Origin of the sequence: Paraburkholderia fynbosensis, from assembly GCF_902859935.1 — a bacterium.
In the GTDB taxonomy this organism is placed as follows: domain Bacteria; phylum Pseudomonadota; class Gammaproteobacteria; order Burkholderiales; family Burkholderiaceae; genus Paraburkholderia; species Paraburkholderia fynbosensis.
The window spans coordinates 276734-301708 of the sequence record NZ_CADIKI010000008.1; the positions used below are offsets into that span (position 1 = coordinate 276734).

The 24975-nt window shown below is 64.5% G+C and carries 22 protein-coding genes, 1 pseudogene and 1 riboswitch; of the genes and pseudogenes, 15 read left to right on the top strand and 8 right to left on the bottom strand.

Features of this window, described 5'->3' with window-relative positions:
• Positions 1-29: 29 nt before the first annotated feature.
• The 4 genes from HV770_RS15980 to HV770_RS15995 all read left to right on the top strand — a co-directional run bounded on the left by HV770_RS15980 (position 30) and on the right by HV770_RS15995 (position 4540).
• Positions 30-1031, top strand: a complete 1002-nt coding sequence (locus HV770_RS15980) for an ABC transporter permease (protein ID WP_246290933.1) — start codon at positions 30-32, stop codon at positions 1029-1031.
• Positions 1028-2098 (top strand): ABC transporter ATP-binding protein, encoded by a 1071-nt coding sequence (locus HV770_RS15985; RefSeq protein ID WP_175161029.1) that lies wholly within the window; start codon positions 1028-1030, stop codon positions 2096-2098. The genes HV770_RS15980 and HV770_RS15985 overlap by 4 nt, the downstream gene beginning before the upstream one ends.
• Before the next feature lie 43 nt (positions 2099-2141).
• Complete coding sequence (locus HV770_RS15990) at positions 2142-2969, top strand: phosphodiesterase (RefSeq protein ID WP_175161031.1); 828 nt, start codon at positions 2142-2144, stop codon at positions 2967-2969.
• Positions 2970-3337: 368 nt separating this feature from the next.
• Positions 3338-4540, top strand: coding sequence for an MFS transporter (locus tag HV770_RS15995; RefSeq protein ID WP_175161033.1), 1203 nt, complete (start codon positions 3338-3340; stop codon positions 4538-4540).
• 243 nt (positions 4541-4783) lie between these two features.
• Here the strand turns inward: HV770_RS15995 and HV770_RS16000 are convergent, their stop codons facing one another.
• From HV770_RS16000 to HV770_RS16020, 5 genes are all read right to left on the bottom strand, one after another.
• On the bottom strand, positions 4784-5212 hold the full coding sequence (locus HV770_RS16000; RefSeq protein WP_175161034.1) for a response regulator: 429 nt from the start codon (positions 5210-5212) through the stop codon (positions 4784-4786).
• Positions 5213-5232: 20 nt separating this feature from the next.
• On the bottom strand, positions 5233-5865 hold the full coding sequence (locus HV770_RS16005; RefSeq protein ID WP_175161036.1) for a response regulator: 633 nt from the start codon (positions 5863-5865) through the stop codon (positions 5233-5235).
• Between the two features lie 182 nt (positions 5866-6047).
• The gene (locus HV770_RS16010) at positions 6048-6593 is read right to left on the bottom strand and encodes a ferritin-like domain-containing protein (protein WP_175161038.1); all 546 of its coding nucleotides are present in this window, start codon (positions 6591-6593) and stop codon (positions 6048-6050) included.
• A 102-nt stretch (positions 6594-6695) separates the two neighbouring features.
• Entirely contained in the window at positions 6696-6857 is a 162-nt protein-coding gene (locus HV770_RS16015; protein ID WP_075643714.1) for a DUF1328 domain-containing protein, read from the bottom strand.
• Positions 6858-6964: 107 nt separating this feature from the next.
• Positions 6965-7141, bottom strand: a complete 177-nt coding sequence (locus tag HV770_RS16020) for a DUF1328 domain-containing protein (protein WP_012433645.1) — start codon at positions 7139-7141, stop codon at positions 6965-6967.
• 353 nt (positions 7142-7494) lie between these two features.
• Between HV770_RS16020 and HV770_RS16025 the strand changes: the two genes are divergently transcribed.
• Complete coding sequence (locus tag HV770_RS16025; protein WP_246290939.1) at positions 7495-8955, top strand: sensor histidine kinase; 1461 nt, start codon at positions 7495-7497, stop codon at positions 8953-8955.
• A gap of 225 nt (positions 8956-9180) precedes the next feature.
• Positions 9181-9318: an entericidin A/B family lipoprotein gene (locus tag HV770_RS16030; protein ID WP_175161042.1), complete on the top strand. Its 138-nt coding sequence runs from the start codon at positions 9181-9183 to the stop codon at positions 9316-9318.
• A 364-nt stretch (positions 9319-9682) separates the two neighbouring features.
• On the opposite strand, the gene HV770_RS16035 is transcribed toward HV770_RS16030, so the two are convergent.
• Positions 9683-10477: a DUF4397 domain-containing protein gene (locus HV770_RS16035; RefSeq protein WP_175161044.1), complete on the bottom strand. Its 795-nt coding sequence runs from the start codon at positions 10475-10477 to the stop codon at positions 9683-9685.
• A gap of 358 nt (positions 10478-10835) precedes the next feature.
• Here HV770_RS16035 and HV770_RS16040 point away from each other — a divergent pair.
• Positions 10836-11713, top strand: a pseudogene (locus HV770_RS16040) (oxidoreductase); the annotation flags it as partial.
• A gap of 322 nt (positions 11714-12035) precedes the next feature.
• Here the strand turns inward: HV770_RS16040 and HV770_RS16045 are convergent.
• Positions 12036-12965, bottom strand: a complete 930-nt coding sequence (locus HV770_RS16045; protein WP_175161046.1) for an EamA family transporter — start codon at positions 12963-12965, stop codon at positions 12036-12038.
• A gap of 743 nt (positions 12966-13708) precedes the next feature.
• Between HV770_RS16045 and HV770_RS16050 the strand changes: the two genes are divergently transcribed.
• The 6 genes from HV770_RS16050 to HV770_RS16075 all read left to right on the top strand — a co-directional run bounded on the left by HV770_RS16050 (position 13709) and on the right by HV770_RS16075 (position 21034).
• Positions 13709-14119, top strand: a complete 411-nt coding sequence (locus HV770_RS16050) for a GreA/GreB family elongation factor (protein ID WP_175161047.1) — start codon at positions 13709-13711, stop codon at positions 14117-14119.
• 141 nt (positions 14120-14260) lie between these two features.
• Positions 14261-14379, top strand: a riboswitch (TPP riboswitch).
• Positions 14380-14471: 92 nt separating this feature from the next.
• A complete protein-coding gene (gene thiC / locus HV770_RS16055; RefSeq protein ID WP_175161049.1) occupies positions 14472-16403 on the top strand; it encodes a phosphomethylpyrimidine synthase ThiC in 1932 nt (643 codons plus the stop codon).
• 303 nt (positions 16404-16706) lie between these two features.
• Complete coding sequence (locus tag HV770_RS16060; RefSeq protein ID WP_175161051.1) at positions 16707-16919, top strand: glycine zipper 2TM domain-containing protein; 213 nt, start codon at positions 16707-16709, stop codon at positions 16917-16919.
• A gap of 200 nt (positions 16920-17119) precedes the next feature.
• Complete coding sequence (locus tag HV770_RS16065) at positions 17120-17581, top strand: hypothetical protein (RefSeq protein ID WP_175161053.1); 462 nt, start codon at positions 17120-17122, stop codon at positions 17579-17581.
• A 328-nt stretch (positions 17582-17909) separates the two neighbouring features.
• Positions 17910-19508, top strand: coding sequence for an L-lactate permease (locus HV770_RS16070; RefSeq protein WP_175161055.1), 1599 nt, complete (start codon positions 17910-17912; stop codon positions 19506-19508).
• A 599-nt stretch (positions 19509-20107) separates the two neighbouring features.
• Positions 20108-21034, top strand: coding sequence for a DMT family transporter (locus HV770_RS16075; RefSeq protein WP_246290934.1), 927 nt, complete (start codon positions 20108-20110; stop codon positions 21032-21034).
• Between the two features lie 303 nt (positions 21035-21337).
• Here the strand turns inward: HV770_RS16075 and bamC are convergent, their stop codons facing one another.
• The gene (bamC, locus tag HV770_RS16080; protein WP_175161059.1) at positions 21338-22573 is read right to left on the bottom strand and encodes an outer membrane protein assembly factor BamC; all 1236 of its coding nucleotides are present in this window, start codon (positions 22571-22573) and stop codon (positions 21338-21340) included.
• Between the two features lie 459 nt (positions 22574-23032).
• On the opposite strand from bamC, the gene HV770_RS16085 reads away from it, so the two are divergent.
• Positions 23033-23497, top strand: a complete 465-nt coding sequence (locus tag HV770_RS16085) for a DUF2844 domain-containing protein (RefSeq protein ID WP_175161061.1) — start codon at positions 23033-23035, stop codon at positions 23495-23497.
• A gap of 44 nt (positions 23498-23541) precedes the next feature.
• Complete coding sequence (locus HV770_RS16090; protein ID WP_175161063.1) at positions 23542-24816, top strand: DUF3443 domain-containing protein; 1275 nt, start codon at positions 23542-23544, stop codon at positions 24814-24816.
• Positions 24817-24975 lie beyond the last annotated feature (159 nt).

Consider the following 24975-nt stretch of genomic DNA (forward strand, 5'->3'; position numbering starts at 1 on the left):
GCGCTTCCCAACCTGACGACGACACGCCGATGAATTCCATCACTGCTTCAGCACGATCCGTGACCCAGCCAGGCACTCGCGCACGCTCACGGCTGCGCGCACCCGGCGCGCGGACATGGCTCGCCGCCGGTCAATGGCTCGTCACCCTGCTGCTGTGCGCGTTTCTGATCGTGCCGGTCATCATGTCGATCATGGCCGGGCTCACGGTCAATTACTTCAAAGGCGTCTCCAGCGGACTCACACTGCGCTGGCTCATCGAAGTGTGGACGCAGTATCACGGCTCGGTGTGGCTGTCGCTCGAAGTCGCGGCGGCGACGCTCGTCATCACGTTGCTGACCGGCGTGCCCGCGGGCTACGTGCTCGCGCGCAGCAGGACGCGGCTCTCGCGCATCATCGAAGAATTTCTCGTGCTGCCGATCGCACTGCCCGGTCTCGCGTCCGCGCTCGCGCTGCTGGTCATCTACGGCGGCTTCACGCGGTTGCGCATGAGTGCCGCGTTCATCGTGGTCGGACACGTGGTGTTCACGCTGCCGTTCATGGTGCGAGCGGTCGCCGCGGTGTGCGCAAGCAGCGATCTGCGCACGCTCGAGGAAGGCGCGGCGAGCCTCGGCGCGAGCTTCTTCACACGCTTCGTGACGATCGTGCTGCCGAACGCGCGGCCGGGCATCGTCGCCGGCGCACTGGCGGTGCTGACGCTGTCGATCGGCGAATTCAACCTCACGTGGATGCTGCACACGCCCGAGACGAAGACGCTGCCGGTCGGCCTCGCCGACACCTATGCGTCGTTGCGCATCGAGATCGGCAGCGCGTACACCATTCTGTTCTTCATCATGACGATGCCCCTGCTCGTCGCGATGCAATGGCTCGGCGTCGATGCGACCGGTCAGCGCGGCGCGGCGGCGAAACGCGGCAACGCTTCTGCTGCGAAGCGGGTTGCGAATGACGTCAAGACCGATGTGGCCATAAACGCTGCGTATCCCGCCACGAACACTTCCGCCAGGCCCTCTTCGAATTCCGTCGACACACCATGAACCCTGCCTCCGCGACTGCATCCATTCCGATCACGCTCACGCAATGCGCGAAAACCTTTCGCGGCACGCGCGTGCTCGAACCGCTCGATCTACGGATCGACGCAGGTGAAACACTGGTCTTGCTCGGGCCCTCCGGCTGCGGCAAGACCACGACTCTGCGCATGATCGCCGGACTCGAAACGCCGGACGCCGGTGGACGCATCGCGTTCGGCGACGACGACGTCACCGCGTTGCCGATCGAAAAGCGCCAGGTCGGCATGGTGTTTCAGAGCTATGCGCTGTTTCCCAACCTGAGCGTGCGCGGCAACATCGGCTATGGCCTGAAGATCAGGCGCATGCCGGCCGCGGCCGCGCGGCAGCGCGTCGACGAACTGCTCGGCATGATGCGTCTCACCGCGCACGCCGACAAACCGATCGACCAGCTTTCGGGCGGTCAGCGTCAACGCGTGGCGCTGGCGCGCGCACTTGCGGTGCAGCCGCGCGTGCTGCTGCTCGACGAGCCGCTCACCGCGCTCGACGCGCGCCTGCGCGACACCTTGCGCAGCGAGATGAATACACTGCTGCGCGAGCTGGGCATCACGACCGTCTACGTGACGCACGACCAGGCGGAGGCGATGGAACTGGGCGACCGCATCGTCGTGATGAGCGCGGGGCGCATCGAACAGATCGGCTCGCCGCGTGACATCTACTATCGGCCCGCGAACCGGAGCGTCGCGCAATTCGTCGGCACGATCAACCGGCTAGCGGGCGAAGCGCGCGACGGCATGCTGACGACGCGCGGCGGCGCCGTGCCGCTGCCGTCGATGCCCCCACACACGAGCCTGCACACGCATCAGCCGCACGAGATCTTCTTTCGCCCCGAAGACGCGTGGCTGGCCGACCCGGCAACCGCGCATCTGCGCGGTTGCATCGAAAGCAGCGCGTTTCTCGGCGAGCGCACGCGTCTGACGATCGGCGGCGCCGCACCGGACCCGCTGCTGATCGACGTTGCCGGCCGGGTCGAGCTGGCGCGCGGCACGCCGGTCGGCATCTCGATCTCGCAGGACGCGCTGATTGCGCTATCGTGATAACGCCGCGCCGTGCCCCGGCGCGCAATGACAAGGACTCCCCATGCTGCTGGCTCAAATCAGCGACCTGCATATCAAACGCCCCGGCGCGCTCGCTTACCGCCGGGTCGACACCGCAGCGTACCTCGCGCGCTGCGTCGCCGCGCTCAATGCGCTCGAACCGCGCCCCGACGCCGTCATCATGACCGGCGATCTCGTCGATCAGGGTGATCCGGAACAATACGAACACCTGAAGACCTTGCTCGCGCCGCTGGCCGTTCCCTACTTCCTGCTGGTCGGCAATCACGATGCGCGCATCGCGTTGCGCGCGGCGTTTCCCGAGCGCGCGGAATTGCGCAGCGGCGGCGAGTTCGTGCAATACGCGGTGGACGTCGGGCCGCTGCGCCTGATCGCACTCGATTCGATGGTGCCCGGCCAAAGCGCCGGCACGCTGTGCGACGCACGGCTCGCGTGGCTCGCGGCGCAACTCGATGCGGCCGGAAACAAGCCCACGGTGGTGGCCTTGCATCATCCGCCGTTCGCCTGCGGCATCAGCCATATGGACTCGCTGCGGCTCGACCCGGCCGCCGCCGACAAGCTCGCGGCGTTGATCGCGCGTCATCCGAACGTGGAGCGGGTGATCTGCGGGCACGTGCATCGGCCGATGTTCGTGCGCTTTGGCGGCACGATCGCGTCCGCGGTGCCGGCGCCAGGCCATCAGGTCGGGCTCGATCTGCGCGACGATGGGCCATCGGCGTTCGTGATGGAACCGCCCGCGTATGCGTTGCATCGCTACGATCCGGCCACTGGCATCGTCACGCATCACGCCTATGTGGAGCGCGCCGACGGGCCCTATCCGTTTTACGAACCTGAAGGCGCGTTGATCGACTGAGCGTCGCCGCTCGCGCCGGGACCACCCGACGTGCGGTGTCCCGAGCGCGGCGGCCTGCACGAAGCCGTCCGCGGGCAGCGCGATCTCAGCGCCGATCGCGTGAGCCATGTCATCGCCGAACGGCCGGGTGCCGGTACGCCTCTCGAGAATCGCGAACGGCCACGTTTGCACATGTCGCGGAAAACACGCCGCTTGACGCGACACCAGCAGCGCGCACCACCCGGCAAATCGGCGGCCGGGGCTGCAAACGGCTCTTTCCCGACGCCTTTTCGCACACGTCGCCGCCGTCAGCGCAAACCTCCCCGCTCCGGTATGATCGGCACGCTTAAGGACCGTGCATGGGCCGGTCCGTCGATCCGCCTCTCTCAATGTCCACTTCCGACGCTTCCACTCCCGCTTCCGCCGACCGGTCGTTGCGCGGCCTACTGTTTCTGCTCGCCACCATCGCCGGCGTCTCGGTCGCGAACATCTACTACAACCAGCCGCTGCTCGATAATTTCCGCCAGTCGTTTCCGGGCAGCGCGTCGTGGGTCGGCACGGTGCCGGCCGTCACGCAGCTCGGCTACGCGGCCGGCATGCTGCTGCTCGCCCCGCTCGGCGATCGCTTCGACCGCCGCCGCCTGATCCTGCTGCAGATCGCCGGCATGTGCGCCGCGCTGGTCGTGGCGGCGGCTGCGCCGACGCTCGCGGTGTTGATCGTCGCGAGTCTGGCGATCGGCGTGCTCGCCACCATCGCGCAGCAGGCGGTGCCGTTCGCGGCCGAACTCGCGCCGCCGTCCGAGCGCGGCCACGCGGTCGGCATGGTGATGAGCGGTTTGCTGCTGGGCATCCTGCTGGCGCGGACCGCCTCGGGTGTGATAGCCCAGTATTTCGGCTGGCGCGCGGTGTTCGGCGCATCGGTCGTCGCCTTGCTGGCGCTGGCGGTCGTGATCATCCTGCGCTTGCCGAAGAGCCAGCCGACCTCCACGCTGCCTTACGGCAAGCTGCTGGTGTCGATGTGGCATCTGCTGGTCGAGCATCGCGCGCTGCGTGAAGCGTCGCTGACCGGCGCGGCGCTGTTCGCGGCATTCAGCATTTTCTGGTCGGTGCTTGCATTGCTGCTGGCAGGCGCGCCGTTTCATCTCGGGCCGCAGGCGGCGGGGCTGTTCGGGATCGTCGGCGCGGCGGGGGCCATGGCCGCCCCGCTCGCCGGCAAGTTCGCCGACCGGCGTGGACCGCGCGCGATCATCACCGTGTCGATCGCGCTGGTGGCGCTCGCGTTCGTCGTGTTCGGCGCGTCGGCCAGGAGTATCGCCGGGTTGGTGGTGGGCGTGATCGTGCTCGACATCGGCGTGCAGGCCGCGCAGATTTCCAATCAATCGCGCATTTACGCGCTGAAGCCCGATGCACGCAGCCGCGTGAATACGGTGTACATGGTGGCGTATTTCATCGGCGGAGCGCTCGGCTCGGGCGTCGGCGCGGTGGCCTGGCCGGCCTTTGGGTGGCTCGGCGTCAGCGTGGCGGGGCTCGTGTTTGCGGGTCTGGCGGCATGGAATCATTTGCGGCTGCCGTCGCGCGGTGCATCAGGCTGAGTGGTCGGCGGGCAGGCGGAGGGGACATTGGGTCGCGCTTGACCCGTGTTCCTCTCAGACTGATTGGCGCTTGTCTTGTGCGCGGCCGGCGCTTGCCTCACAGTGCCTGCTTCACAGCACCTGCCTCACAGCACTTGTCTCGCATCTGGTTCACGCTGGTCGCACGCTCAGTGCCGGTTCGCGTTTGCCTCGCGTCGGCGCATCCGATCTAGTGCGCGCCGACTCGTCTGCCACGCAGCACGCTCACCCGCCGCTTCGCGCCGACGCATACTCGTGCAGCGCATCGATGACGCGATCGAACTCGAACGACTTGTCGTAGAAGTGGCGCACGCCGTACTGCTCGCAGCGCTCCCGATACGCGGGCAACGCGTGATTGGTCAATACGGCCGCGAACATCGAGTCGATCAACCCTTCGCGCTGCAAATAGGCGAGCACGGGCGCGCCCGAACCCTCCCGCAACTGCAGGTCAACGATCACTGCATCGAAGGCTTCGTCGCTCAGGAGCGCGATCGCCTGATCGGCGGAATCGGCATACGCGGCCACCTGCAGCGAACCCGAGGCGTCGATCGCTTCCACGAGGCTGCGGCGGATCAGCGGCGAATCCTCGATCAGCAGCACGCGCAGCGGCGCGTGACGGGCTTGCTCGGCAACTGGGTTCGATTCGCTGTTCATCGGGGCATCTCGATCGTCCATTATTCGATCAAGCCGTTCTTGATCGCGTAATAAGTCAGATCGGCATTGTTCGCCAACCGCATCTTCTCCAGCACGCGCGCGCGGTACGTGCTCACCGTCTTCACGGACAGATGCAGTTCCTCCGCGATCCCGGTGGGAATCTGCCCGGCCGCGAGCTTGCAGAAAATCTGGAACTCACGCTCGGACAGTGCTTCATGCGGCCGCCCCGCGGCCGGCTTGTCGAGATTGTCGGCGAGCGTGTCGGCCACCGCCTCCGACAGATAACGATGCCCGCGCGCCACCGCGCGAATCGCCCGCACGATTTCGTCGGGCTCGCAGTCCTTGTTCAGATAACCGTTCGCGCCCGCGCGCAGCAGGTTGATCGCATATTGACTCTCGGGGTAGCCGGACAGGATCAGCACGCCCTGTTCGGGACGCACCTGCCTGATCACGCGCAGCGTGTCGATGCCGTTCTTGTCCGGCATCGCGATGTCGAGCAGGACCACGTCGAACGCCTGCTCGCGCACGAGGCTGATGGTTTCGTCGCCGGTGGCGGCTTCGGCTGCGACGCACATATCCGGTTCGTCGGCGACGAACTGTCTGAAGCCGCCGCGGACGATCGCATGGTCGTCGGCTATCAACACTCGAATCATCGGTTTGGTGTCCCTGCGCTGGAATCGCTCCAAAGCAGACATTGTAATGACCTCCAGAACGCGCTCACGCCGAGGCTTAGCCGGAAGTCGACAGAGCGGACGACGTCTGCGATGCGGCACACCTTCGGCCCCCCCCGCGCGCCGCGCCGTCCGCACGTCTGCGTGAATCTTCGTGGGTTTCCTTATTCCCGGCCCACGAGCAGGTCCGCCATATCGTCGGCATGCTCTTCCTCGACGGCGAGAATCTCTTCGAAGAGACGCCGCGTCGTCACGTCCTTCTCGCCGAGATAGCGGATGATCTCGCGGTACGTGTCGATCGCAATACGTTCGGCGACCAGATTCTCCCTGATCATGTCCGTGAGGTTCTCGCCTTCCTTGTACTCGGAGTGCGCGCGCGTCTTCAAACCGTCCGGCGCGAAATCCGGCTCGCCGCCCAGTTGCACGATGCGCTCGGCGATGCTGTCCGCGTGGCCCTGCTCTTCGGCCGCATGTGCGGCGAATTCCGCCGCCACGGCTTCCGAATTGATGCCCTTGGCCATGAAGTGGTGTCGCTTATAGCGCAGTACACAGACGATTTCGGTGGCCAGCGCGTCGTTGAGCAGCTTCAGCACCGTATTCAGATCCGCGCCATAGGTCTGCGTGACCGCACCATCCGACATGTGCCTGCGCGCATCCTCGCGGATCTTCTTGACGTCCATCACAAAGGTATCGCCAGATTGGTTCGCCATCAAAATTCTCCTTTCTGCGGTATGGGGGGAAACTGCGCATCCCGCACGAATCGCGCCTGATGCGCCGGTAGGGATCATGACTACGCGCTGGTGCGCGCAGGTCTATGTCCGGAATACACCGAGCAGCAACGTGACCACGAACACGACCAGAAAAATATAGAACAGAATCTTCGCAATTTCGGCCGCGCCTGCCGCGATGCCGGTAAAACCGAACACGGCGGCAATGATCGCAATGACGAAAAAGACGACGGCATAGTGAAGCATGGCGACTCTCCTTTTCTGTGGGTATCGACGGATATCGACTGACATCGGTCTGACGCGAACCGCGCTCCCATATCAGGGGCGGTGCGCAACCGGCTCGCCGAGCGGCGCTAATCGACGATTTTCTTCGTCACCACGAAGCCCAGCACGAGGAACACCACGCACAGAATGACGAACACGACGAACAGGAACTTTGCGATCGCCGCCGCGCCGGCCGCCACGCCGGTAAAGCCGAGAAGCCCCGCGATCACCGCGATGACGGCGAAGAACAACGCCCACTTCAACATGATGGCTTCCTCCCGAAATAATGAATGAACGATCAGGTCCATCCTATCGATCGGCGGCACCGCGCGCATTCCGGCGCAGGCCGGTTTTCGTGTGAGAATCCGCTTACATTGGATTACGGCGGCGTTACGCTGAGGATGCGCTGTGCGGGATGAGCCGTTCGCGCCGTGATGGCGCTGATCGCGCTGCAATACGCGAGCGGCGACGAAGGAATCACGTGGCCACGGCAACGCGCCGGTCATGCAAAACGCGGCAGCGGCCCGTGAGCGCGAACCCTGCCACCATCGCTGCCGGACGCCACGGACGTTACACTGGTGGCCCATCCGAGGAGCCGAACGTGCCAGATGTTCAGAACATGTCGAGCGCGCCGCAATTAGCTGAACAAGGCGCAGCAGCGCGCCTCGCCGACTGGATGCGCACCCGCAGCTGGGCGATTGCGATGACGGTCGCGATCGTCATCACGGTGGGCGGGCTCGTGATTCTCGAAACGGCGCGCCAACGCATTACCGCCGAATACGAAACCGCGCTCGAAGCGCGCGATGTCACCGTGCAACTGAGCACGCTCGCGAGTCAGCTATCGCGTCTCTCGGCCGAGCAGAACCATTTTCTTCTGACGAAGGACGAGGTCTCCGCTCACGCTTTCTGTTCGACCGCGGCGCGTATTCGTCAGAGCACGCAGCAACTGGACCGCTTCTACCGCAGCGGCGGCGCAGACAGCGCCGAACTCGCCAGCTTCACGCAGATTCTCGCGCTGATCGAAGCGCGCATCGGTGCGGGCGCCGCCGCGTTGCAGCACGCGGCGCCGCATCCACTCGATCTCGGCGCATGCGGCAACGCAAGCGACGTCAACCCCGCCGACGCCTCGCTGATCGACAGCACCCTCACGCTGCTGCGCGACAACGAGGAGCGCCGCGCGCAGCACGCGCTCGCCGCGAGCCGCGCCGATCAGCGGATCTCGACGCTGTGCGCGGCGGGCCTGTCGGCGCTGAACATCGTGCTGTTCATTCTGCTGTTCCGCAATCTCGGCATTCAGATCGACCGGCAGGCGCGCGTACAGCGTCAGCTGATCACTCAACAGGAGGGGCTCGACCAGCTCGTAGCTGAACGCACGCGTCAGCTCGAAGCGCTCGGCTGGCACTTGCAGGCGGTCAGCGAAAACGAAAAAACCCAGCTCGCGCGCGAACTGCACGACGAACTCGGCGCGATCCTGACGGCGAGCAAGATGGACGTCGCGTGGGCCAACCGCAAGCTGAAGGACAGCGCGCCCGAGATCTCCGAAAAGCTCACGCGCGCGCTCGCCAATCTCGACCAGGGTATCGCGCTCAAGCGGCGCATCATCGAGGATATGCGGCCCACGGTGCTGGCGAATTTCGGGCTCGTCACCGCGCTGCGCACGCTCGGCGACGAAGCCGCGCAGCGCAACAACTGGACGCTCGAACTGCACCTGCCCGCCGACGACATCCAGCTCGACGAACAGACCGAGATCGCGCTCTTTCGCGTCGCGCAGGAATCGCTGACGAATGCCGCGAAGTACGCGCGGGCCTCGAAGGTGTCGATCGCGTTGCAGGTCGGCGACGGCCAGGTGGCGCTGCATATCGCCGACAACGGCGTCGGCATCCAGCCGGCCGATCTGAAGCGCACGCATACGCATGGGCTGCTCGGCATGCGCCAACGAGTCGCCGCGCGTGGCGGACACTTCGAGATCCGGCGCGGCGTGCCGAACGGCACTGACATCGACGTGGCGATGCCGAGCGTCAGCACCGCGACGCCGTCAGTCGATCTGCCGCCGGCGACGCCCTCGCGAACGCCCGTCTAGCGAGGCTGCGCGGCAGCCGCCGAGCACGTTGTAGGAGTGCGCCGACGCAAACACCGGAGCACGCCTACAACAAAATCGCAGCGTAACTGACAGCGCCGCCCCCGCCCTTTTTTTACCATGCAATCAGACCGGATCGACTGGCGTAAGGCCCGGTCGGACGATAGCTAGCGCGTGCCATGCAACCCCGGCACGTCAACCGACGCATTCTCGACAAGGAGAACTTCCATGGCTCGACTGATCGCTTTGTTTCTCATTGCTGGCTCGGTGGCCGCGCTCTCCGGCTGCAACACGATGGCCGGCGCGGGCGAGGACATTTCGAAGGGCGGCAACGCCCTCTCGAACTCGGCGGAAAAGGCCAAGTAAGCCGGCAATGCGCGAGTAGCTGAAGGGCCGGCGCTTTCGCGGCGCCGGGTCATGCAGAGATTCGACAGCCCGTCACGCGGAACCGTGGCGGGCTTTTTTTGTGGGTGTCCTGGCGGCGCTTTAGTTGGGCTCTTGCCTGACTCTCTGGCCCGGGTTCTTGCGTGAGCCCCATGTGTGTTCTTGCGTGAAGCGCGTGTCTCGGTCCCAGGCGGGCTTTCTGAGAACGTGCCTGCCGGCAGCAAATACGCAGTCATCCATATCGACACAAACAAAGCGGCGACCCACTCGCGTGGATCGCCGCTCCGTCCTCCCCAGGACGTGTCGTCTATGGCCTTCGCCCGTCGCGTCGGGTTAGCTCACCCGGTTATTCACCCGTCAGCGTATTCGACAACTCGATGCTCGGCGTGCTGGTGTTGCCGTTCTGCGCGATCAGCAAATGGATCTGCCCCGGCACCAACTGGCTCAGCGCGCCGCCGATCGGCACCGACGTCACCAACCAGTCGGCATTGTTCGACAGCGTGAACGATGGCGACTGGAAGATCGGCGTCTTGCTGCCCGCCGCGGTCGCGATCAGCACGTACTGGCCGCCGGACACGTAGATCGAATCCTGCCCGCTCGCCGGCACCGCGTTCTTGAATGCGACACCCGACATCGTCGGCGAGACGTTGGTGATGTCCGTGGCGCTGGACTGGACCAGATACAGATCGAGGTTGCTCGCGTTCGCCGATGCGTTGAAGCTGCGCACCCGCGCGCTATTGGACAGCAGCCCCTTGTCGAACGGATCGTCGATCAGGCCGATGTCCGGCGCGGCGACACCCGGCAGCGCCAGCACGGTGTATTCGTGGCCCTTCGCGACGTTCGGGAAGTTGCCGCTCGCGAGCGCGGTCGTCGTGCCGGTTGCCGCATAGCCGACATTGGTGGAACCGGTGTTGATATTGGTGAAGTTCGTCACGCCTTTATACGAGACGTTCGTTTGCCCGGATGGTGCGCTGCCGTTCACGAGGAAGTCGACGGCCGGGCCGCTCGGAATCGCGTGAATGAAGTGAATCTGCGGATTGGTCAGGCCGAGTTCCTTGCCGACGTCGTCGGACCCACCGCCGCATGCGCTCAGAACAGATGCAACCGCAACAACGGCCGCCATGGTTCGGATCATTTTCATTGTGTTCACCTATATCGATGTGGGCTCTCGACCCATTGATCTACGGGCGTTCCGCTTCGGACACCGCGCCGCCAGAAACCGCATTCGTCATTTGTTTGAACGGTCCCGGGCGGCTCTCCGAAGCAGCCCCCCTCCTATCCCTGCTGCACATCGCGCCTGTTTCTCCTGACGGCGCGGTCCGTGTCGATGGACGATCGCTTCGAGCAATGCGTGTGCCGGGGACGGCTCGATGGCCGACGGCGACTGATAAATGGCTTACAGAGCAATGGGTTGCGAGGATTAGAATTTTTCCTCGGCGAGCCGGCCCGGTGTGCGGTGTATCGCTGGGACGCATCCAATACTTACACGCTCCCTTGCCATGTCTTACCAGCACTTACTCGCCGAACTCGACCTCGGCTTCACCCGCTTGCGCAATCGCGTGGTGATGGATTCGATGCACACCGGCATGAAGGACCGTTTCTGGAACTGCCCGAAGCTGGCCGCATATTTTCGCGAACGCGCGAAAGGCGGGGTGGGCCTGATCGTCATCGGGGGCATCTCGCCGAATCGCGCGGGCCGGCTGCTGCCGTTCGGCGGCACGCTGAATTCCGTGTTCGATCTGCGCAATCATCGGTTGCTGACCGGGGCCGTGCATGCCGAGGGCGGCAAGCTCGCGCTGCAGATGCTGCATGCGGGCCGCTATGGCTATCAGCCCTTCGTGGTGTCCGCTTCCGCGATCAAGTCGCCGATCTCGAAGTTCAGGCCGCGCGCGCTCACCCTCGCCGGCATGGCCAGGACCGTGCGCGACTATGCGCGTTGCGCGCGGCTCGCCCAGCGCGCCGGCTATGACGGCGTCGAGATCATGGGCAGCGAAGGCTATCTGCTCAACCAGTTCCTGTGCCCGCGCACCAATCGACGCACCGACGGGTACGGCGGCAGCATCGAGAACCGCATGCGGCTTGCGCGCGAGATCGTCGAGCAGGTGCGTGCGGTGTGCGGCGAGCGCTTCCGCGCGTTCGATCGCAGTGGTCGGCGCCGGTCCGGCGGGTTTCTCGGCGGCGACGGTGCGGCCTCGCGCGGGCATCGCGTGACGCTGTTCGATGCGGGCGCGACGCTCGGCGGCCAGTTCAATCTGGCGATGCGCGTGCCGGGAAAGGAAGAGTTCAGCGAGACGACCGCTATTTTCAGAGCCAGTTGCAGCGGCATCGGGTGGACGTGCGGCTCGGCACGCGCGTCGGTGCCGCGCTGCTCGCCGCGGGCGCTTACGACGACGTGATCATCGCCGCCGGCATCATGCCGCGCAAGCCGACGATTGCCGGTATCGACGGACCCAACGTGCTGTCCTATTTGAAGTGCTGCGCGGGGCAGGAATCGCTGCGCGATCTGTTGCCGCCGACGGGTGCTGCGGCGGGTAGTCCGCGCTATCACGTGATCGGCGGCGTGAAGGTGGCGAGCGAACTGGATGCGAAACGCGCAATCCGCGAAGGGGCTGAGGGGGCGGCGGCGCTTTGAAGCGGGATGGGCTTGTCTTTTTGGCCGCTCCACACGCGCCGCTACGAACCGCACCCCAAAGCGAACTTCAAGCCAGCCCCTTCTTCCTGTAATCGAACCAGAAAGACAAGCCCACGCTGGCCAGAATCACAACGGTCGCGAGCACCGTCGAGCGCGTGACCGGCTCGCCCAGCAGCAACGCGCCGAGGGCGACCGCCACCACCGGATTCACGTACATGCAGCTACTCGCAATGATCGGGCTCGTGTGGCGTATCAGAAAACCATACGCGACGTACGCGGCCATCGTCCCGATCAGCATCAGGTAGATGAACGCCAGCAACGGCAGGACATGCATTTGGAGCATGCGTTCACCGGAGACCCAGGCGACCAGTGTCGACATCGCGCCGCCCAGCCCGATCTGCAGCGCGGTCGACAGAAACAGATCCGACGGCAACTTCAGACGCCCGGCGAGATGCGCGCCGCCAGCCCAGAAGAGCGCACCGCACAGAATCGCCAGACTGCCGCCCGCCGAACCCGGCGTGCTGTCGCCGTGACTCAGAATGGCGATGCCGACCAGCCCCAGGCCGACCGCGAACCACTCGCCGCGGCCGATCTTGCGACCCGCGACGGCAGCGATCACCGTCGCGAAGAGCGGCACGGTCGCGACCATCACGGCCGCCGTGCCGGTGCCGACGGTGCGCATGCCGTAAGCGAGCATGCCGCTCGACAATCCCACCAGCATCGTGCCGACGAGTCCGGCATTGCGCACCTCGGCGACGCTCGGCCAGACCGGCTTGCGGCGCACCGCGAAGACGAACAGGCCTATGCCCGCAAACAGGTTGCGCAGCCCGGAGAGCAGCAGCGGCGGAAACGAACCGAGGGCGACGTGCACGGCGAGATAGGTCGAGCCCCACACGAGATAGACGACGGCAAGCGCGAGCGCGATCTGGCCGCTGCGCGACTGCGGCAAGCGGATCGGCAAACCGCGCGAAATGAAACTGGAGCGTTGCAACGACATGCGTTCAACCCGCCCATGCCGCTCGAGGTATTGCGCCCCCGCTGAAAACCCGCTGACGGGATGGCGGACACCGCATCGAAAATGCGGTCTGACGGGCGAGGCTGGCGGACATGTCGGTGGAACGGAAGGGCGATAGATGACCACAGGGCCACAACGCCGCGGCTGACGAAAGAAATCGGGCCGGGCAACACGCGCCAAGGCTGCGGCGCGCATCGCATTATGCAGTAAGCGCCCACCGCGCCGAGCGAAAGAATCGTAACTTTTTGGTGTCCTTGCAACACAAAAACCGGGGACGTATCGCCGGCGTTTTTTTCAGCGTGCGCGGCAGTGGAACATGACTCCCGCCATCATCCAAAATGCGCGCGCGCGAATTCGTGAAGGCAGGGCGACGCTCGGCCGCGTGCTAACATGAATCTTTCTCTGGCGTTGCTTTCCACTTCAGGCGACACCTTCACCCCCTTCTGTCGACACCTGCCGGCTACTTCGATGCGCTTCCCGACTTCCCGTGCCCTCATCCGCTTGCGCCCCCGCCGCGCAACCGGTGACGCGCGCGCGGACTTCGCGCCGTGTCCGGCCGGCGAGCCGTCCCGAACGCTCCCGCTCTCCGCCGCCCGGCTCCCGATCTAACGCTGCTTGCTCCACTGTTCAGGCCGCGTCGTCCCCAAGGGGACTTTCTTCGGGCGCCGGGCTGAACGCTTCCGCACGCCGTTCTCTTTTATGCAGATCGAATTGGAGTACCCGTCATGAAAAAGACGAAACCTTGCTATCTGACCGAACTCGATGTCGCCCGCCTCGAGAAGCACGCATCCGCGCCCGGCGCGAGCCCGAAACTGCAGGACATGCTCGACGACGTCCTCGAGCGCGCCGTGATCGTCGATTCGCGCGAAATTCCGGCCAACGTGGTGACGATGAATTCGCAAGCCACCCTGATCGACGAAGCCAGCGGCGAACAGATGACCTGGACCGTCGTCTATCCGCCCAACGCGGACTTTGCGCACGGGCGCCTGAACGTGTTCTCGCCTGCCGGCCTCGCGCTGCTCGGCGCGAAGCGCGGCGAGCGCATCCGCTTCACGCCGCCGAGCGGCACGGAGAAAGTGCTGAAGCTCGACAAGATCCTGTATCAGCCCGAAGCCGCCGACAATTTCTCGCTCTGATCTCGCTGTAACTCAAGCACGCCGCAGCTCGCCCGCCTGCCCGTCACAATCAGCACAGGACACGGTGGGCCGCGCCGCGATGCGCGGTTCGGTTCAACCGGACGGGTTGCCAAGTCGCGGGTGGCCGGTGTATCGTGTGCGCTGCTAACGCGGGGGTCCTGCGTCGCATGGAGCTTGGAGGTCCGTGCCGCGCGGGTGAGAAATACCCTTTGAACCTGATCTGGATAATGCCAGCGCAGGGAAGCGTACGGATTTCGCGCTCCAGTTCCATCGCCTCGCCTCTCGCGCGATTTCCGACTACTTCCATCTCGTCTCCTGCTTAGCTGCCCACATTGCTTTGCATGGAGATACGATGAACGCCAATCCAAAATTCCTGTCCGCCGAAGCTCACGTCGATGAAGCCGCTGTCGCGCCGCTGCCGAATTCCCGCAAGGTCTACGTGAGCGGTTCGCGTCCGGACATCCGCGTGCCGATGCGAGAAATCTCGCAGGCCGATACGCCCGACAGCTTCGGCGGCGAAAAGAATCCGCCCGTCTATGTCTACGATACGTCGGGCCTCTACTCCGACCCGGACGCGAAGATCGACATCCGCGCGGGCCTGCCGGCGCTGCGTCAGGCGTGGATCGAAGAGCGCGGCGACACCGAAGCGCTGACGGGTCTGTCCAGCGACTTCAGCCGCGAGCGCGCCGCCGACACCGCCACCGCCGACCTGCGTTTCAAAGGCCTGCATCGCACGCCGCGCCGCGCGATCGCCGGCAAGAACGTGTCGCAGATGCACTACGCAAAGAAGGGCATCATCACGCCGGAGATGGAATACATCGCGATTCGCGAGAACCAGCGCCGCGCCGAGTATCTGGAGAGCCTGAAGACGAGCGGCCCGAACGGCGAGAAACTCGCCGCGATGATGGGCCGTCAGCATCCGGGCCAGGCGTTCGGCGCGAGCGCGTTCGGTGCGAACGGCCTCACGGCGATCACGCCGGAATTCGTGCGCGAGGAAGTGGCGCGCGGTCGCGCGATCATCCCCAACAACATCAACCACCCGGAAAGCGAGCCGATGATCATCGGCCGCAACTTCCTCGTGAAGGTGAATGCCAACATCGGCAACTCGGCGGTGACGTCGTCGATCGGCGAGGAAGTCGACAAGATGACGTGGGCGATCCGCTGGGGCGGCGACACGGTGATGGATCTGTCGACCGGCAAGCACATTCACGAAACGCGCGAGTGGATCATCCGCAATAGCCCGGTGCCGATCGGCACGGTGCCGATCTATCAGGCGCTCGAAAAGGTCAACGGCAAGGCGGAGGACCTGACGTGGGAAATCTTCCGCGACACGCTCATCGAACAGGCCGAGCAAGGCGTCGACTACTTCACCATTCACGCGGGCGTGCGCCTGCAGTATGTGCCGTTGACGGCCAAGCGCATGACCGGCATCGTCTCGCGTGGCGGCTCGATCATGGCGAAGTGGTGTCTCGCGCATCACAAGGAAAGCTTCCTGTACGAGCACTTCGAAGACATCTGCGAAATCATGAAGGCGTATGACGTGGCCTTCTCGCTCGGCGACGGCCTGCGTCCCGGCTCGATCTACGATGCGAACGACGAAGCGCAGCTCGGCGAGTTGAAGACCTTGGGCGAACTCACGCAGATCGCGTGGAAGCACGACGTGCAGACGATGATCGAAGGCCCCGGCCACGTGCCGATGCAGTTGATCAAGGAGAACATGGACCTGCAACTGGAATGGTGCGACGAAGCGCCGTTCTACACGCTCGGGCCCCTCACCACCGACATCGCGCCGGGCTACGACCACATCACGTCGGGCATCGGCGCGGCGATGATCGGCTGGTTCGGCACGGCGATGCTTTGCTACGTCACGCCGAAGGAACACCTGGGCCTTCCGAACAAGGACGACGTGAAGACCGGCATCATCACGTACAAGCTCGCCGCGCACGCCGCCGATCTGGCGAAGGGTCATCCGGGCGCGCAGGTGCGTGACAACGCACTGAGCAAGGCGCGTTTCGAATTCCGTTGGGAAGACCAGTTCAATCTCGGCCTCGACCCGGACAAGGCGCGCGAATTCCACGACGAAACGCTGCCGAAGGATTCGGCCAAGGTCGCGCATTTCTGCTCGATGTGCGGCCCGCACTTCTGCTCGATGAAGATCACCCAGGACGTGCGCGAATTCGCGGCGCAACAAGGCGTCACCGACGACGAAGCGCTGAAGAAAGGCATGGAAGTGAAGTCGATCGAGTTCATGAAGAAAGGCGCCGAGATCTATCAGCGGCAGTAAGGTTCGATATGCAGATCGGGCAGCGCTTTAGCGCCGCCCGATTCCGCCACGAACCTGCACCGCAGCATCACAGCCCGCCACTGGCGGGCTTTTTCGCTTGTGCGAGGGTATGCGGGGCCGGGCACGCCGCATGCTAGATGAAGGGAAACATTTGATTACGAAACCGTCAATCCGCTGACAAGCTCACACATCCGGATACGCGACGCGCGGCTAACATCGAATGCATGAACCGGGGCTTTTGTTCCTCTTACGTTTCGGCGGTTACGACCAACAAACCCAATTAAACAACCGGGAGTCAGCATCATGAGAAAGATTCGGCAAATCGGCGCGCTCGCAACCATCGTTGCTCTCATTGGGGGACTTTCGGCGTGTGAAGGCATGAGCCGGCAAGGGCGTGATACGGCAATCGGCGCGGGTCTGGGCGGCGCCGCCGGCGCGGCGATCGGCGGCAATGCACTGTCCACGGTCGGCGGTGCGGCGGCCGGCGGCATCATCGGTAATCAGGTCGGCAAGTAAGCGACATGCAGGCGCATACTGCATGGTAAGTCACGCGGTATTTCGAAAGCGAACACGACGCTTGGCGTAAGCGTCAAACAATGCGGTGCAACGCCGTGAAATGCGCCGTTACGGTTTTGCAATCGTGTTCGCGCCGCGGGAGCGTAAGCTCATCTCGTTACGCCGACGATGACGGTGTACGGAACAACGAGGAGCGCGTCATGAGGTCCCGCGTCATCAACAGTTTTCGCGCGAGGGGCTCACGGCTGCCGCGCGCTTTTTTGCGGCTATCCCGTAGAGGCGTTGCTGCCTGCGGCGTCGTCTGCGTCGTGACGTTGTCGGGCTGCTATTACCCATACGGTTACTATCCGTCCGGCTACTACCCTGCTTACTATTCAACTTATTCAACGGCGCCCACGACGGCCGTGCAGCAGGGCGTCCCGGAGGGCCAAACCGGCTCGACCGATGCGCAGCAACAGCAACAACAGAACGCGCCGCCCACTTATGCAGTAGCGGCGCCGCCCGTCTATGTGGCGCCAGCTTATCCGGCCTACTACCCGCCTCCGGTCTATCCCGCTTACCCGGCGTATTACGGCTATCCAGGCTACTACGGACCATCGGTGTCGATCGGCATCGGCGGGTATTGGGGTGGAGGCTGGGGACATCATCATTGGCACCACTGAACGCGTGTCGCATGCAGGCTTCGGTGCACGCCGCTCACTGCAATACGGGCGCACTCGCGATGGCGCGATCACGCGCCCGCTTCGCTTCATGCCCTGTGCTCCACATCGTGCAGACGACCCGCCTGAGCCACTTCTTGTCGTGCGCCCGTAGTTTCCCTTCTTGACGTGCCCGCGCGGGGTTCTATGCTTGGGAAGCGCCTGCAGTACGCGTTTAATAAGGAATGCGGTTCGACTCTTACGTTCCGCTGACACTCGTCCGTCCTGCCACAAAGACGCGCCTCTGATTCGTGATCCCCCGCGTCGCGCCGAACAACACCAAGGAGACGTGATGTTTCACCAACTACTCACCCCGGTCGCCAATGCGCTATTGCCTTCGTTCCTTGTCGCCGCGTTGCCGATCATCGTCGTCCTGCTGCTGCTCGGCTGGGCGCGCAGGCCAGCCTGGCAGGCGTCGCTCGCGGGGCTGATCGTCGGTCTGATCGTCGCGATTACAGTGTGGCGGTTGCCGGTCGGGCTCGCGTTCAACTCGGTGTTCGCGGGCGTGGTGTTCGCCTGCTGGCCGGTCATGTGGATCGTGGTTACGGCGATCTTGCTGTACAACGTCGCGCAACGCTCGGGCCGCTTCGCGGCCTTTCGCATGTGGATGATCGACAACCTGCCGAATGACCGGCGGGTCGTGCTGGTCGTGGTCGGCTTTTCATTCGGCGCGTTGCTCGAAGGGATTTCCGGCTTCGGCACTCCCGTCGCCATTACCAGTTCGCTGCTGATCCTGCTCGGCTTTCCCACCCTCGAAGCGCTCACCTTTACGCTGATCTTCAACACGGCGCCGGTCGCGTTCGGCGCGCTCGGCGTACCGATCACCGTGCTCGGCGCGGTGACGCATCTGCCGTCCGATCTGCTCGCGAAGATGGTCGGCCGCCAGTTGCCGTTCTTCGCACTGCTGCTGCCCTTCTATGTGATCGCGGTGTATGCGGGCTTTCGCAACATGCTGCGCGTGTGGCCGGTGCTGCTGGTGTCGGGCGCGAGCTTCGCGCTGACGCAGTTCATCGCGTCGAACTACGTGAACTACAGCCTGACCGACGTGTTGTCGTCGATGGTGTCGCTGATTCTGACGATCGCATTCCTGCGCATCTGGAAGCCTGCTGCCGATCCCAAATTCGCGATCAGCGTCGACCGGATCGGCGAGGTGCGCGGCAAGATCAGCGGCGGCCAGGGCTGGTATCCGTGGATCATCGTGTCAGTCGTGGTGATCGTGTGGACCATCGCGAGAGTCTTCACGATCGGCGACGTCAAGATACCGTGGCCGGGGCTCGACAAGGCCGTGTTCATCACGCTGTACAACACGCCGTATGGCGCGGTGTGGGACTTCCAGCCGCTCGCCACCGGCACGGCGATTCTGGTCGCGGCGCTCATCACGACGTTCGTGGTCGGCCTGAGCGCGCGCGAATTCGGCAAGGCGGTCGCCGACACGTGGGTGCAGACGCGCATCGCCATTCTGACGGTGGCGACCATCGTCGGGCTCGCCTATCTGATGAACTACTCGGGGCTCACCTATACGCTCGGTCTCGGCGTCGCGTCGGTGGGTCCGTTCTTTCCGCTGGTGTCGGCCTTCCTCGGCTGGATCGCGGTGTTCCTGTCGGGCAGCGATACGTCGGGCAATGCGCTGTTCGGCAATCTCCAGGTGGTGGCGGCCAACCAGTTGAATCTGAGTCCGGTGCTGATGGCGGCGACCAATTCATCGGGCGGCGTGATGGGCAAGATGATCTCGCCGCAAAACATCTCGACCGGCGTGGCAACCACCGAGCTCAAAGGCAAGGAAGGTGTGGTGTTCGCGAAGACCTTCAAGCATTCGATTCTATTGACGGTGCTGCTCGGTTTGCTGGTGTGGGCGCAGCAGAATGTCTTGCAGTGGATGATTCCGCATTGATCGTTGATCTGGTTTGATTTGCATGTGCTCTGCTTGTCGACGTGGCGGGAAGCAGAGCACGGGTTTTTGTGCGCGTCGCCAGAGGGGGCTGCATTGTCCAGGCGCTTGTTGGCTGGGCTTGAGTCGTTGGCGTGGTTCGTTGGTCTGCTTAGTTGCCTTCGGGCATTGCACGCGCGCAGCGCGTCCTACGATCAAGAAGCGCCTGCTTCCCCCTGCATGCGCACGAAGCCCCGCCCTGCGCCTGGTGCCGCGGAAGAGCCCGCACAGACAAGGCGTTTCGACAAACAGACTTTGGCTGAAGCGCGGGGCCCGACCGACAACGGCTGCCATGCCGCACTGCCGCAAAATGATTCACGCTTTGCGATAAACGCCCCACCCTTGGCAGGCGCCCAGTCCCCGCAGCCGCCGTATCGCAATTTCTCTCACAACAGCGTGAGAAATGCTCGTTTTGCTCACGGCCCGACAACGCTTACGATCGTGGGCACCGGACGCCTCGATCTCCCGAATCTTGCCGTTTCATCTCAACCTGAAACGTTTCGCGTGATCGCGCTGGTACGATGCGCAGGCGTCCCGACTCAACCGCGCGCGGCGCCATCCCGATGAAACCTCAAAACTTGCTGCAACTGCTGATCCTCGCTGCCCTGTGGGGCGCGTCGTTTCTGTTTATCCGCGTCGGCGTCACCGACTTCGGCGTGGCTCCGTTGATGGCGCTGCGCGTCGGCATCGGCGCGGCCTTTCTGCTGATCGTGCTGCTCGCGCGACGGCCGCTGCAACAATCGGCGGCGATCCTGCGCACGCGCGCCTTTCCACTGCTGGTGGTCGGCATCCTGAATTCGGCGGCGCCGTTCTGCCTGTTCGCCTACGCCGAATTGACGCTGTCGGCGGGCGTCACCTCGGTGATCAACGCGACCACACCGCTGTGGGGCGCGCTGGTCGGCTTTGTCTGGCTGCGCGACCGGCTGAGCGCGCTGCGTACGCTCGGTCTCGTGATCGGCTTTCTCGGCGTATTGATGCTGGTATGGGATCAGATCGCCACGCCGAACGGTGCGGCCGCCACGCCGCTGACCACTGCGCTCGCGGCCGGCGCGGCGCTCGGCGCGACCCTGCTGTATGGCATCGCGGCGAACTACACCAAGCGCCACCTGACCGGCGTCGATGCGCTAACCGTCGCCGCCGGCACGATGACCGGCGCGACCATCGTCTTGCTGCCGCTCGCCGTGATGTTTTGGCCGGCCGCGCCGATCTCGCTGCACGCGTGGGGCGCGGTGATCGCGCTCGGCGTCGCGTGCACCGGCGTCGCGTACATGCTGTTCTTCCACCTGATCGCGGTGGCCGGGCCGGCGCGTGCCATCACCGTCACGTTCGTGATTCCGATCTTCGGCATTCTGTGGGGCGCGCTGTTTCTCGGCGAAGGCGTGTCGCCCGGCATGATGGAAGGCTGCGCCGTGATTCTGGTCGGGACCGCGCTCGCCACCGGCGTAATCAAGCGTTTGCCGTGGATCGGCACGCGCCGGGCCGATACCTGAAAACCGTTTCGCGCGACGCCGCCAGTCTCGAAGCGGCCCCCCAGATGAGCGCCAAATGAGCAGGCTTGCTGCCCACGCCTGCCGAGCTCAGGTTGATCACGCTCACAGGAGAGGAGCTAAAGACGTACGCATCGCCGGGAGGCGACCGTCGGCATCCAGTCGCAGCGCCTACGCGCTCGACGAACAACCGGACGCCAGTGCCTGCGCATAGCCCCGTGCCCGAAAAAAAACCGCCCGGGACATCCGTGCCGGGCGGTTTCTCAAACATCAGTTTCGTCTGTTATCTGCTCAGGCTTTGCCCGCTCAGTGCAGCTGCTCAACCATCAGACTCATGATCTGCTTGGCCTGCGAGCTTTCGTCGATCGCACCCTTGTCGTCGACCACGGCCACACGCGTCTGGTCCGGCGTCACCGCGCGCACGTTCACGCGATACTGCTTGGCCACCTTCTCCTTCTTGCCGTGGAACACCTGGCTCCAGAAGCCCTGTTCCGCCGAGGACATATCCTTCGGATCGACGTAACGGACGAAGTACAGGCCGCGGCTCAGATCGCGGTCGTCGACGGTGAAGTTGCTGCGGTCGAGCGCGAGGCCCACGCGCAGCCACGCACGGTCATACGGTTCGCCGAGCGTGAGTTCGGTCGACGAGAGCTGCGCCGAAGCATTCGCCGAACCCGCATCCGGCATCGGCTGTTGCGCCGACAGCGCGACGTTCTGCGCCGCCGTGGCCGCCGCGGCCGACTTCGCACCTGCGCCCGCCGCGTTCGGCGCCGCTTGGGTGCCGGCGGGCGACAGTTCAGCGGTTTGCCCACCACCGGACTTCGAGCGCGAATCGGCCAGCGCAAGCGCCGCCATCAGGCGCTTCAGATATTCCTGTTCGAGAGCCGGATCGTTCGGCTTCGGCTGCCACTGGCTCGAATCGTTGTTCGTGCCGGTGAGCGCCTCGCGCATGCCCTTCTGGCTGATGAACACGTAGGTTCCGCCGTTCGGTGCCGCTTCGAGACGCGTGCGGTACTTGTTGCGCTCCGAGGTCACATAGCTGTTGCCCATTGCCTTGGACAGCGTGTTGCGGATCAGGCCGTCGCTGATTTGCGCGTGCGACTCGTTCCAGTCGGTTTCCATCACGCCCTTGTCGCGCTGGTCGACCACCAGCAGGAAGCCCTGTTCCTGCCAGAAGCGGCGGATCTGCTCCCACGCCTGAGCGGGCGCCTTGTTGTCGATCACGAGCCAGCTTTCCGTGCCGTCGCGCTGGATATGCATGCCGCTGACCTGCGGCACGACCGCCACGTTATTGCTCGCCGACGGCGCTTGCGCCTGAACCTGCTTGAGCGCGGACAACGAGGTTTCGCCGCCTTGCGGGGGCAACGAACGCTGATCGGCCGTCTCGTCGATCATGTTCGGCGGGACGGCAAGTGACACCTGCTTTGATTTGGAGTCGCTCTTGTAGTCGATTTTGGTCGGCGACGAAGTGCCGCAGCCGGCGACCAGCCCGCCTGCCATCAGCATTACTGCAAACCGCTTGGTAAGACGAAGATCAGTCATGTTCGGGGAATCCTTCCGCTACGCCACGGCAAGTTTCCGTGGATCAACCCAACATTTTACCGGTCCCGGCGAGCCGTGTGCAAAAACTGGGGTTTGCCCGCCCAATTGAACGGCATGTGGCGTGCGCAGAACGCGTCGCAGAGCCCCCCTGCACAGAGTCCACGCGCTTATCTTCGGCGCACCTTCGCCAAGAAAAAAACGCGTTGCGCTCACGGCGGACAATCGCTTGCGCGCCGCACATTTAACATTTGCCAACATTTCCTACTGCCGCGTAGGTTCACCTCAATAACCTTGTCAGATCTTTGTTTCAAAAGCCTTTTCCTCTGCCGGCCCGTCACGCATTTTGACCCGGCATCGAGCGGCGACGACATGCGCCGTGATGGTCAGCAAACCCCGGATGTTACCGTTACCTCCGCATCTCAATAAAACCGGAACAAGCCGGCTCGCGAGGCAGACGCCATGTCAAAGTCCCGTTTCTCTCCCTCTCTGGCCGCTTTCGCGCTTGCGCTAGGCGCGCTGTGTACGAGCGCCGGTGCGCAGGCCGAATTGGGCGGCACGATGCCGGGTCAGCCGAACCCGACCGCGACCGCGCCGCGCACGCTGCTGAACGGTGCGCTGCGCGTGCGCACGCTGACCGATGCCGGCAACACCACCATTAACGAGTACGCGACGAGCGCCGGTCAGATCATCGGCTACGCGTGGGAAGGCCCGACCATGCCGGATCTGCGCACGCTGCTCGGCAAGTACGCCGACTCGTACCTTGCGGGGGCTGCCACGCCAGCGGCGGGCGCCAATCTGCACAATTCGCGAATCGCGCGGCCGGACGTGATCGTCGAATCCGGGGGGCCGATGCGCGGCTATGTGGGACGCGCGTGGCTGCCCGCGGCGCTACCGCCCGGCGTGACCGCGGACGACCTGCAGTAAGCGCACGCCCAATAGAACAACCCTTCGACGATCGACACCCCACCATGAAACCCTCCGTCCGACTTTGCGCCCTCTTCCTCGCCTGTGCGGCCTTGACAGGTTGCGGCGGTGGAGGCGGCGGCTCGCCACAGAGTTCGTCGCAGGCGGGCGCCGCCAGCAGTCCAGGCGCCGCCAGCACACCGGCAAGCGGCGGCTCGCCTGGCGCGGGCAACACCAGCGCGAACCTGAATGTGCCGCAGTCGAACACGCCGAACGTCCAGCCGATCGCGGTCAATGTCGCGCCCGGACTGACACGCAACATGCTGACGACCAGCGTCACCCTCTGCCAGGCTGGCACCGACAATTGCGCGACGGTCGACGATATTCAGGTCGACACCGGCTCGAATGGCTTGCGGATTCTCGCCTCCGCGCTGCCGGCGAGCCTGGCGCTTGCGGCCGTGCCGTCGGGTAGCGGCGTCACCGGCGAATGCGCGGTGTTCGGCAGCGGCTACGCATGGGGCGCGGTGCGTAGCGCGGACGTCCGCATGGCCGGCCAGGTAGCCGCGTCGATCCCGGTCCATCTGATCGCTGACACGGCGCTGCCCAGCGTGCCCGCCGATTGCGCCAGCTCCGGCCCGGCGATGCTGACGGTTGCCGGCCTGCGCGGCAACGGCATTCTCGGCATCGGCCTGTTCACGGCCGACTGCGGCAGCGGCTGCGCAAACGCTGCACTGCCTCGCTGGTACTACCGTTGCGACGCCAACGGCGCCTGCGTGGCGAGCGCGCAGGCGCTCGCGCAACAGGTCGCCAATCCCGTGAGCCACTTTGCGCTCGACAACAACGGCGTAGTGATCGACCTGCCCGCGATCCCCGACAGGGGTGCGCTCAGCGTGTCCGGCTCGCTGATCTTCGGCATCGGCACCCAGGCGAACAACATGCTCGGCGGCGCCAGCATCGTCAAGGCAAATGCGATGAACGGCTACCTGGTTACCAACGCCGCCGGCCAAACCTACGCGCAAAGCTATATCGACAGCGGCTCGAACGGACTCTTCTTTCGCAACACCCAGTTCCCACAGTGCGGCTTCTGGTACTGCCCAAGCTCGATGCAAACGGTCAGCGCTGCGATTGTCGGGGTTGACGGCGCCTCGAGCGCGGTGTCGTTCCCGGTGGGCAATTCGACCGCGTTGTTCGCCTCGCCGAACAACGCGTTCAACAGTCTTGCCGGCACTACCGCCCGTGGCTTCGGCTGGGGCTTGCCGTTCTTCTACGGCCGGCGCGTTTATACGGCGATCGCCTCGCGCAATACGTCGGCCGGCCAAGGTCCTTACTACGCGTTCTGAATGATGCTCGATCACGGCACGCTGCCAGTATAGGTCCGAGTCCGCGCGGAAATTTCCCAAATTGGTCGAGGGAGAGAATTTGATATGGGGCGGCGGCGATAATTCGGGAACCGGCTAGCTTTTCGCTTCAAGATACGCTTCGCGATAGTTAGTCATGCC

Bases quoted from the DNA above. Each gene is read 5' to 3' on its own strand.
- HV770_RS15980 (WP_246290933.1), top strand. From the start codon at position 30: ATGAATTCCATCACTGCTTCAGCACGATCCGTGACCCAGCCAGGCACT.
- HV770_RS15985 (WP_175161029.1), top strand. From the start codon at position 1,028: ATGAACCCTGCCTCCGCGACTGCATCCATTCCGATCACGCTCACGCAA.
- HV770_RS15990 (WP_175161031.1), top strand. From the start codon at position 2,142: ATGCTGCTGGCTCAAATCAGCGACCTGCATATCAAACGCCCCGGCGCG.
- HV770_RS15995 (WP_175161033.1), top strand. From the start codon at position 3,338: ATGTCCACTTCCGACGCTTCCACTCCCGCTTCCGCCGACCGGTCGTTG.
- HV770_RS16000 (WP_175161034.1), bottom strand. From the start codon at position 5,212: ATGAACAGCGAATCGAACCCAGTTGCCGAGCAAGCCCGTCACGCGCCG.
- HV770_RS16005 (WP_175161036.1), bottom strand. From the start codon at position 5,865: ATGATTCGAGTGTTGATAGCCGACGACCATGCGATCGTCCGCGGCGGC.
- HV770_RS16010 (WP_175161038.1), bottom strand. From the start codon at position 6,593: ATGGCGAACCAATCTGGCGATACCTTTGTGATGGACGTCAAGAAGATC.
- HV770_RS16015 (WP_075643714.1), bottom strand. From the start codon at position 6,857: ATGCTTCACTATGCCGTCGTCTTTTTCGTCATTGCGATCATTGCCGCC.
- HV770_RS16020 (WP_012433645.1), bottom strand. From the start codon at position 7,141: ATGTTGAAGTGGGCGTTGTTCTTCGCCGTCATCGCGGTGATCGCGGGG.
- HV770_RS16025 (WP_246290939.1), top strand. From the start codon at position 7,495: ATGTCGAGCGCGCCGCAATTAGCTGAACAAGGCGCAGCAGCGCGCCTC.
- HV770_RS16030 (WP_175161042.1), top strand. From the start codon at position 9,181: ATGGCTCGACTGATCGCTTTGTTTCTCATTGCTGGCTCGGTGGCCGCG.
- HV770_RS16035 (WP_175161044.1), bottom strand. From the start codon at position 10,477: ATGAAAATGATCCGAACCATGGCGGCCGTTGTTGCGGTTGCATCTGTT.
- HV770_RS16045 (WP_175161046.1), bottom strand. From the start codon at position 12,965: ATGTCGTTGCAACGCTCCAGTTTCATTTCGCGCGGTTTGCCGATCCGC.
- HV770_RS16050 (WP_175161047.1), top strand. From the start codon at position 13,709: ATGAAAAAGACGAAACCTTGCTATCTGACCGAACTCGATGTCGCCCGC.
- thiC (WP_175161049.1), top strand. From the start codon at position 14,472: ATGAACGCCAATCCAAAATTCCTGTCCGCCGAAGCTCACGTCGATGAA.
- HV770_RS16060 (WP_175161051.1), top strand. From the start codon at position 16,707: ATGAGAAAGATTCGGCAAATCGGCGCGCTCGCAACCATCGTTGCTCTC.
- HV770_RS16065 (WP_175161053.1), top strand. From the start codon at position 17,120: ATGAGGTCCCGCGTCATCAACAGTTTTCGCGCGAGGGGCTCACGGCTG.
- HV770_RS16070 (WP_175161055.1), top strand. From the start codon at position 17,910: ATGTTTCACCAACTACTCACCCCGGTCGCCAATGCGCTATTGCCTTCG.
- HV770_RS16075 (WP_246290934.1), top strand. From the start codon at position 20,108: ATGAAACCTCAAAACTTGCTGCAACTGCTGATCCTCGCTGCCCTGTGG.
- bamC (WP_175161059.1), bottom strand. From the start codon at position 22,573: ATGACTGATCTTCGTCTTACCAAGCGGTTTGCAGTAATGCTGATGGCA.
- HV770_RS16085 (WP_175161061.1), top strand. From the start codon at position 23,033: ATGTCAAAGTCCCGTTTCTCTCCCTCTCTGGCCGCTTTCGCGCTTGCG.
- HV770_RS16090 (WP_175161063.1), top strand. From the start codon at position 23,542: ATGAAACCCTCCGTCCGACTTTGCGCCCTCTTCCTCGCCTGTGCGGCC.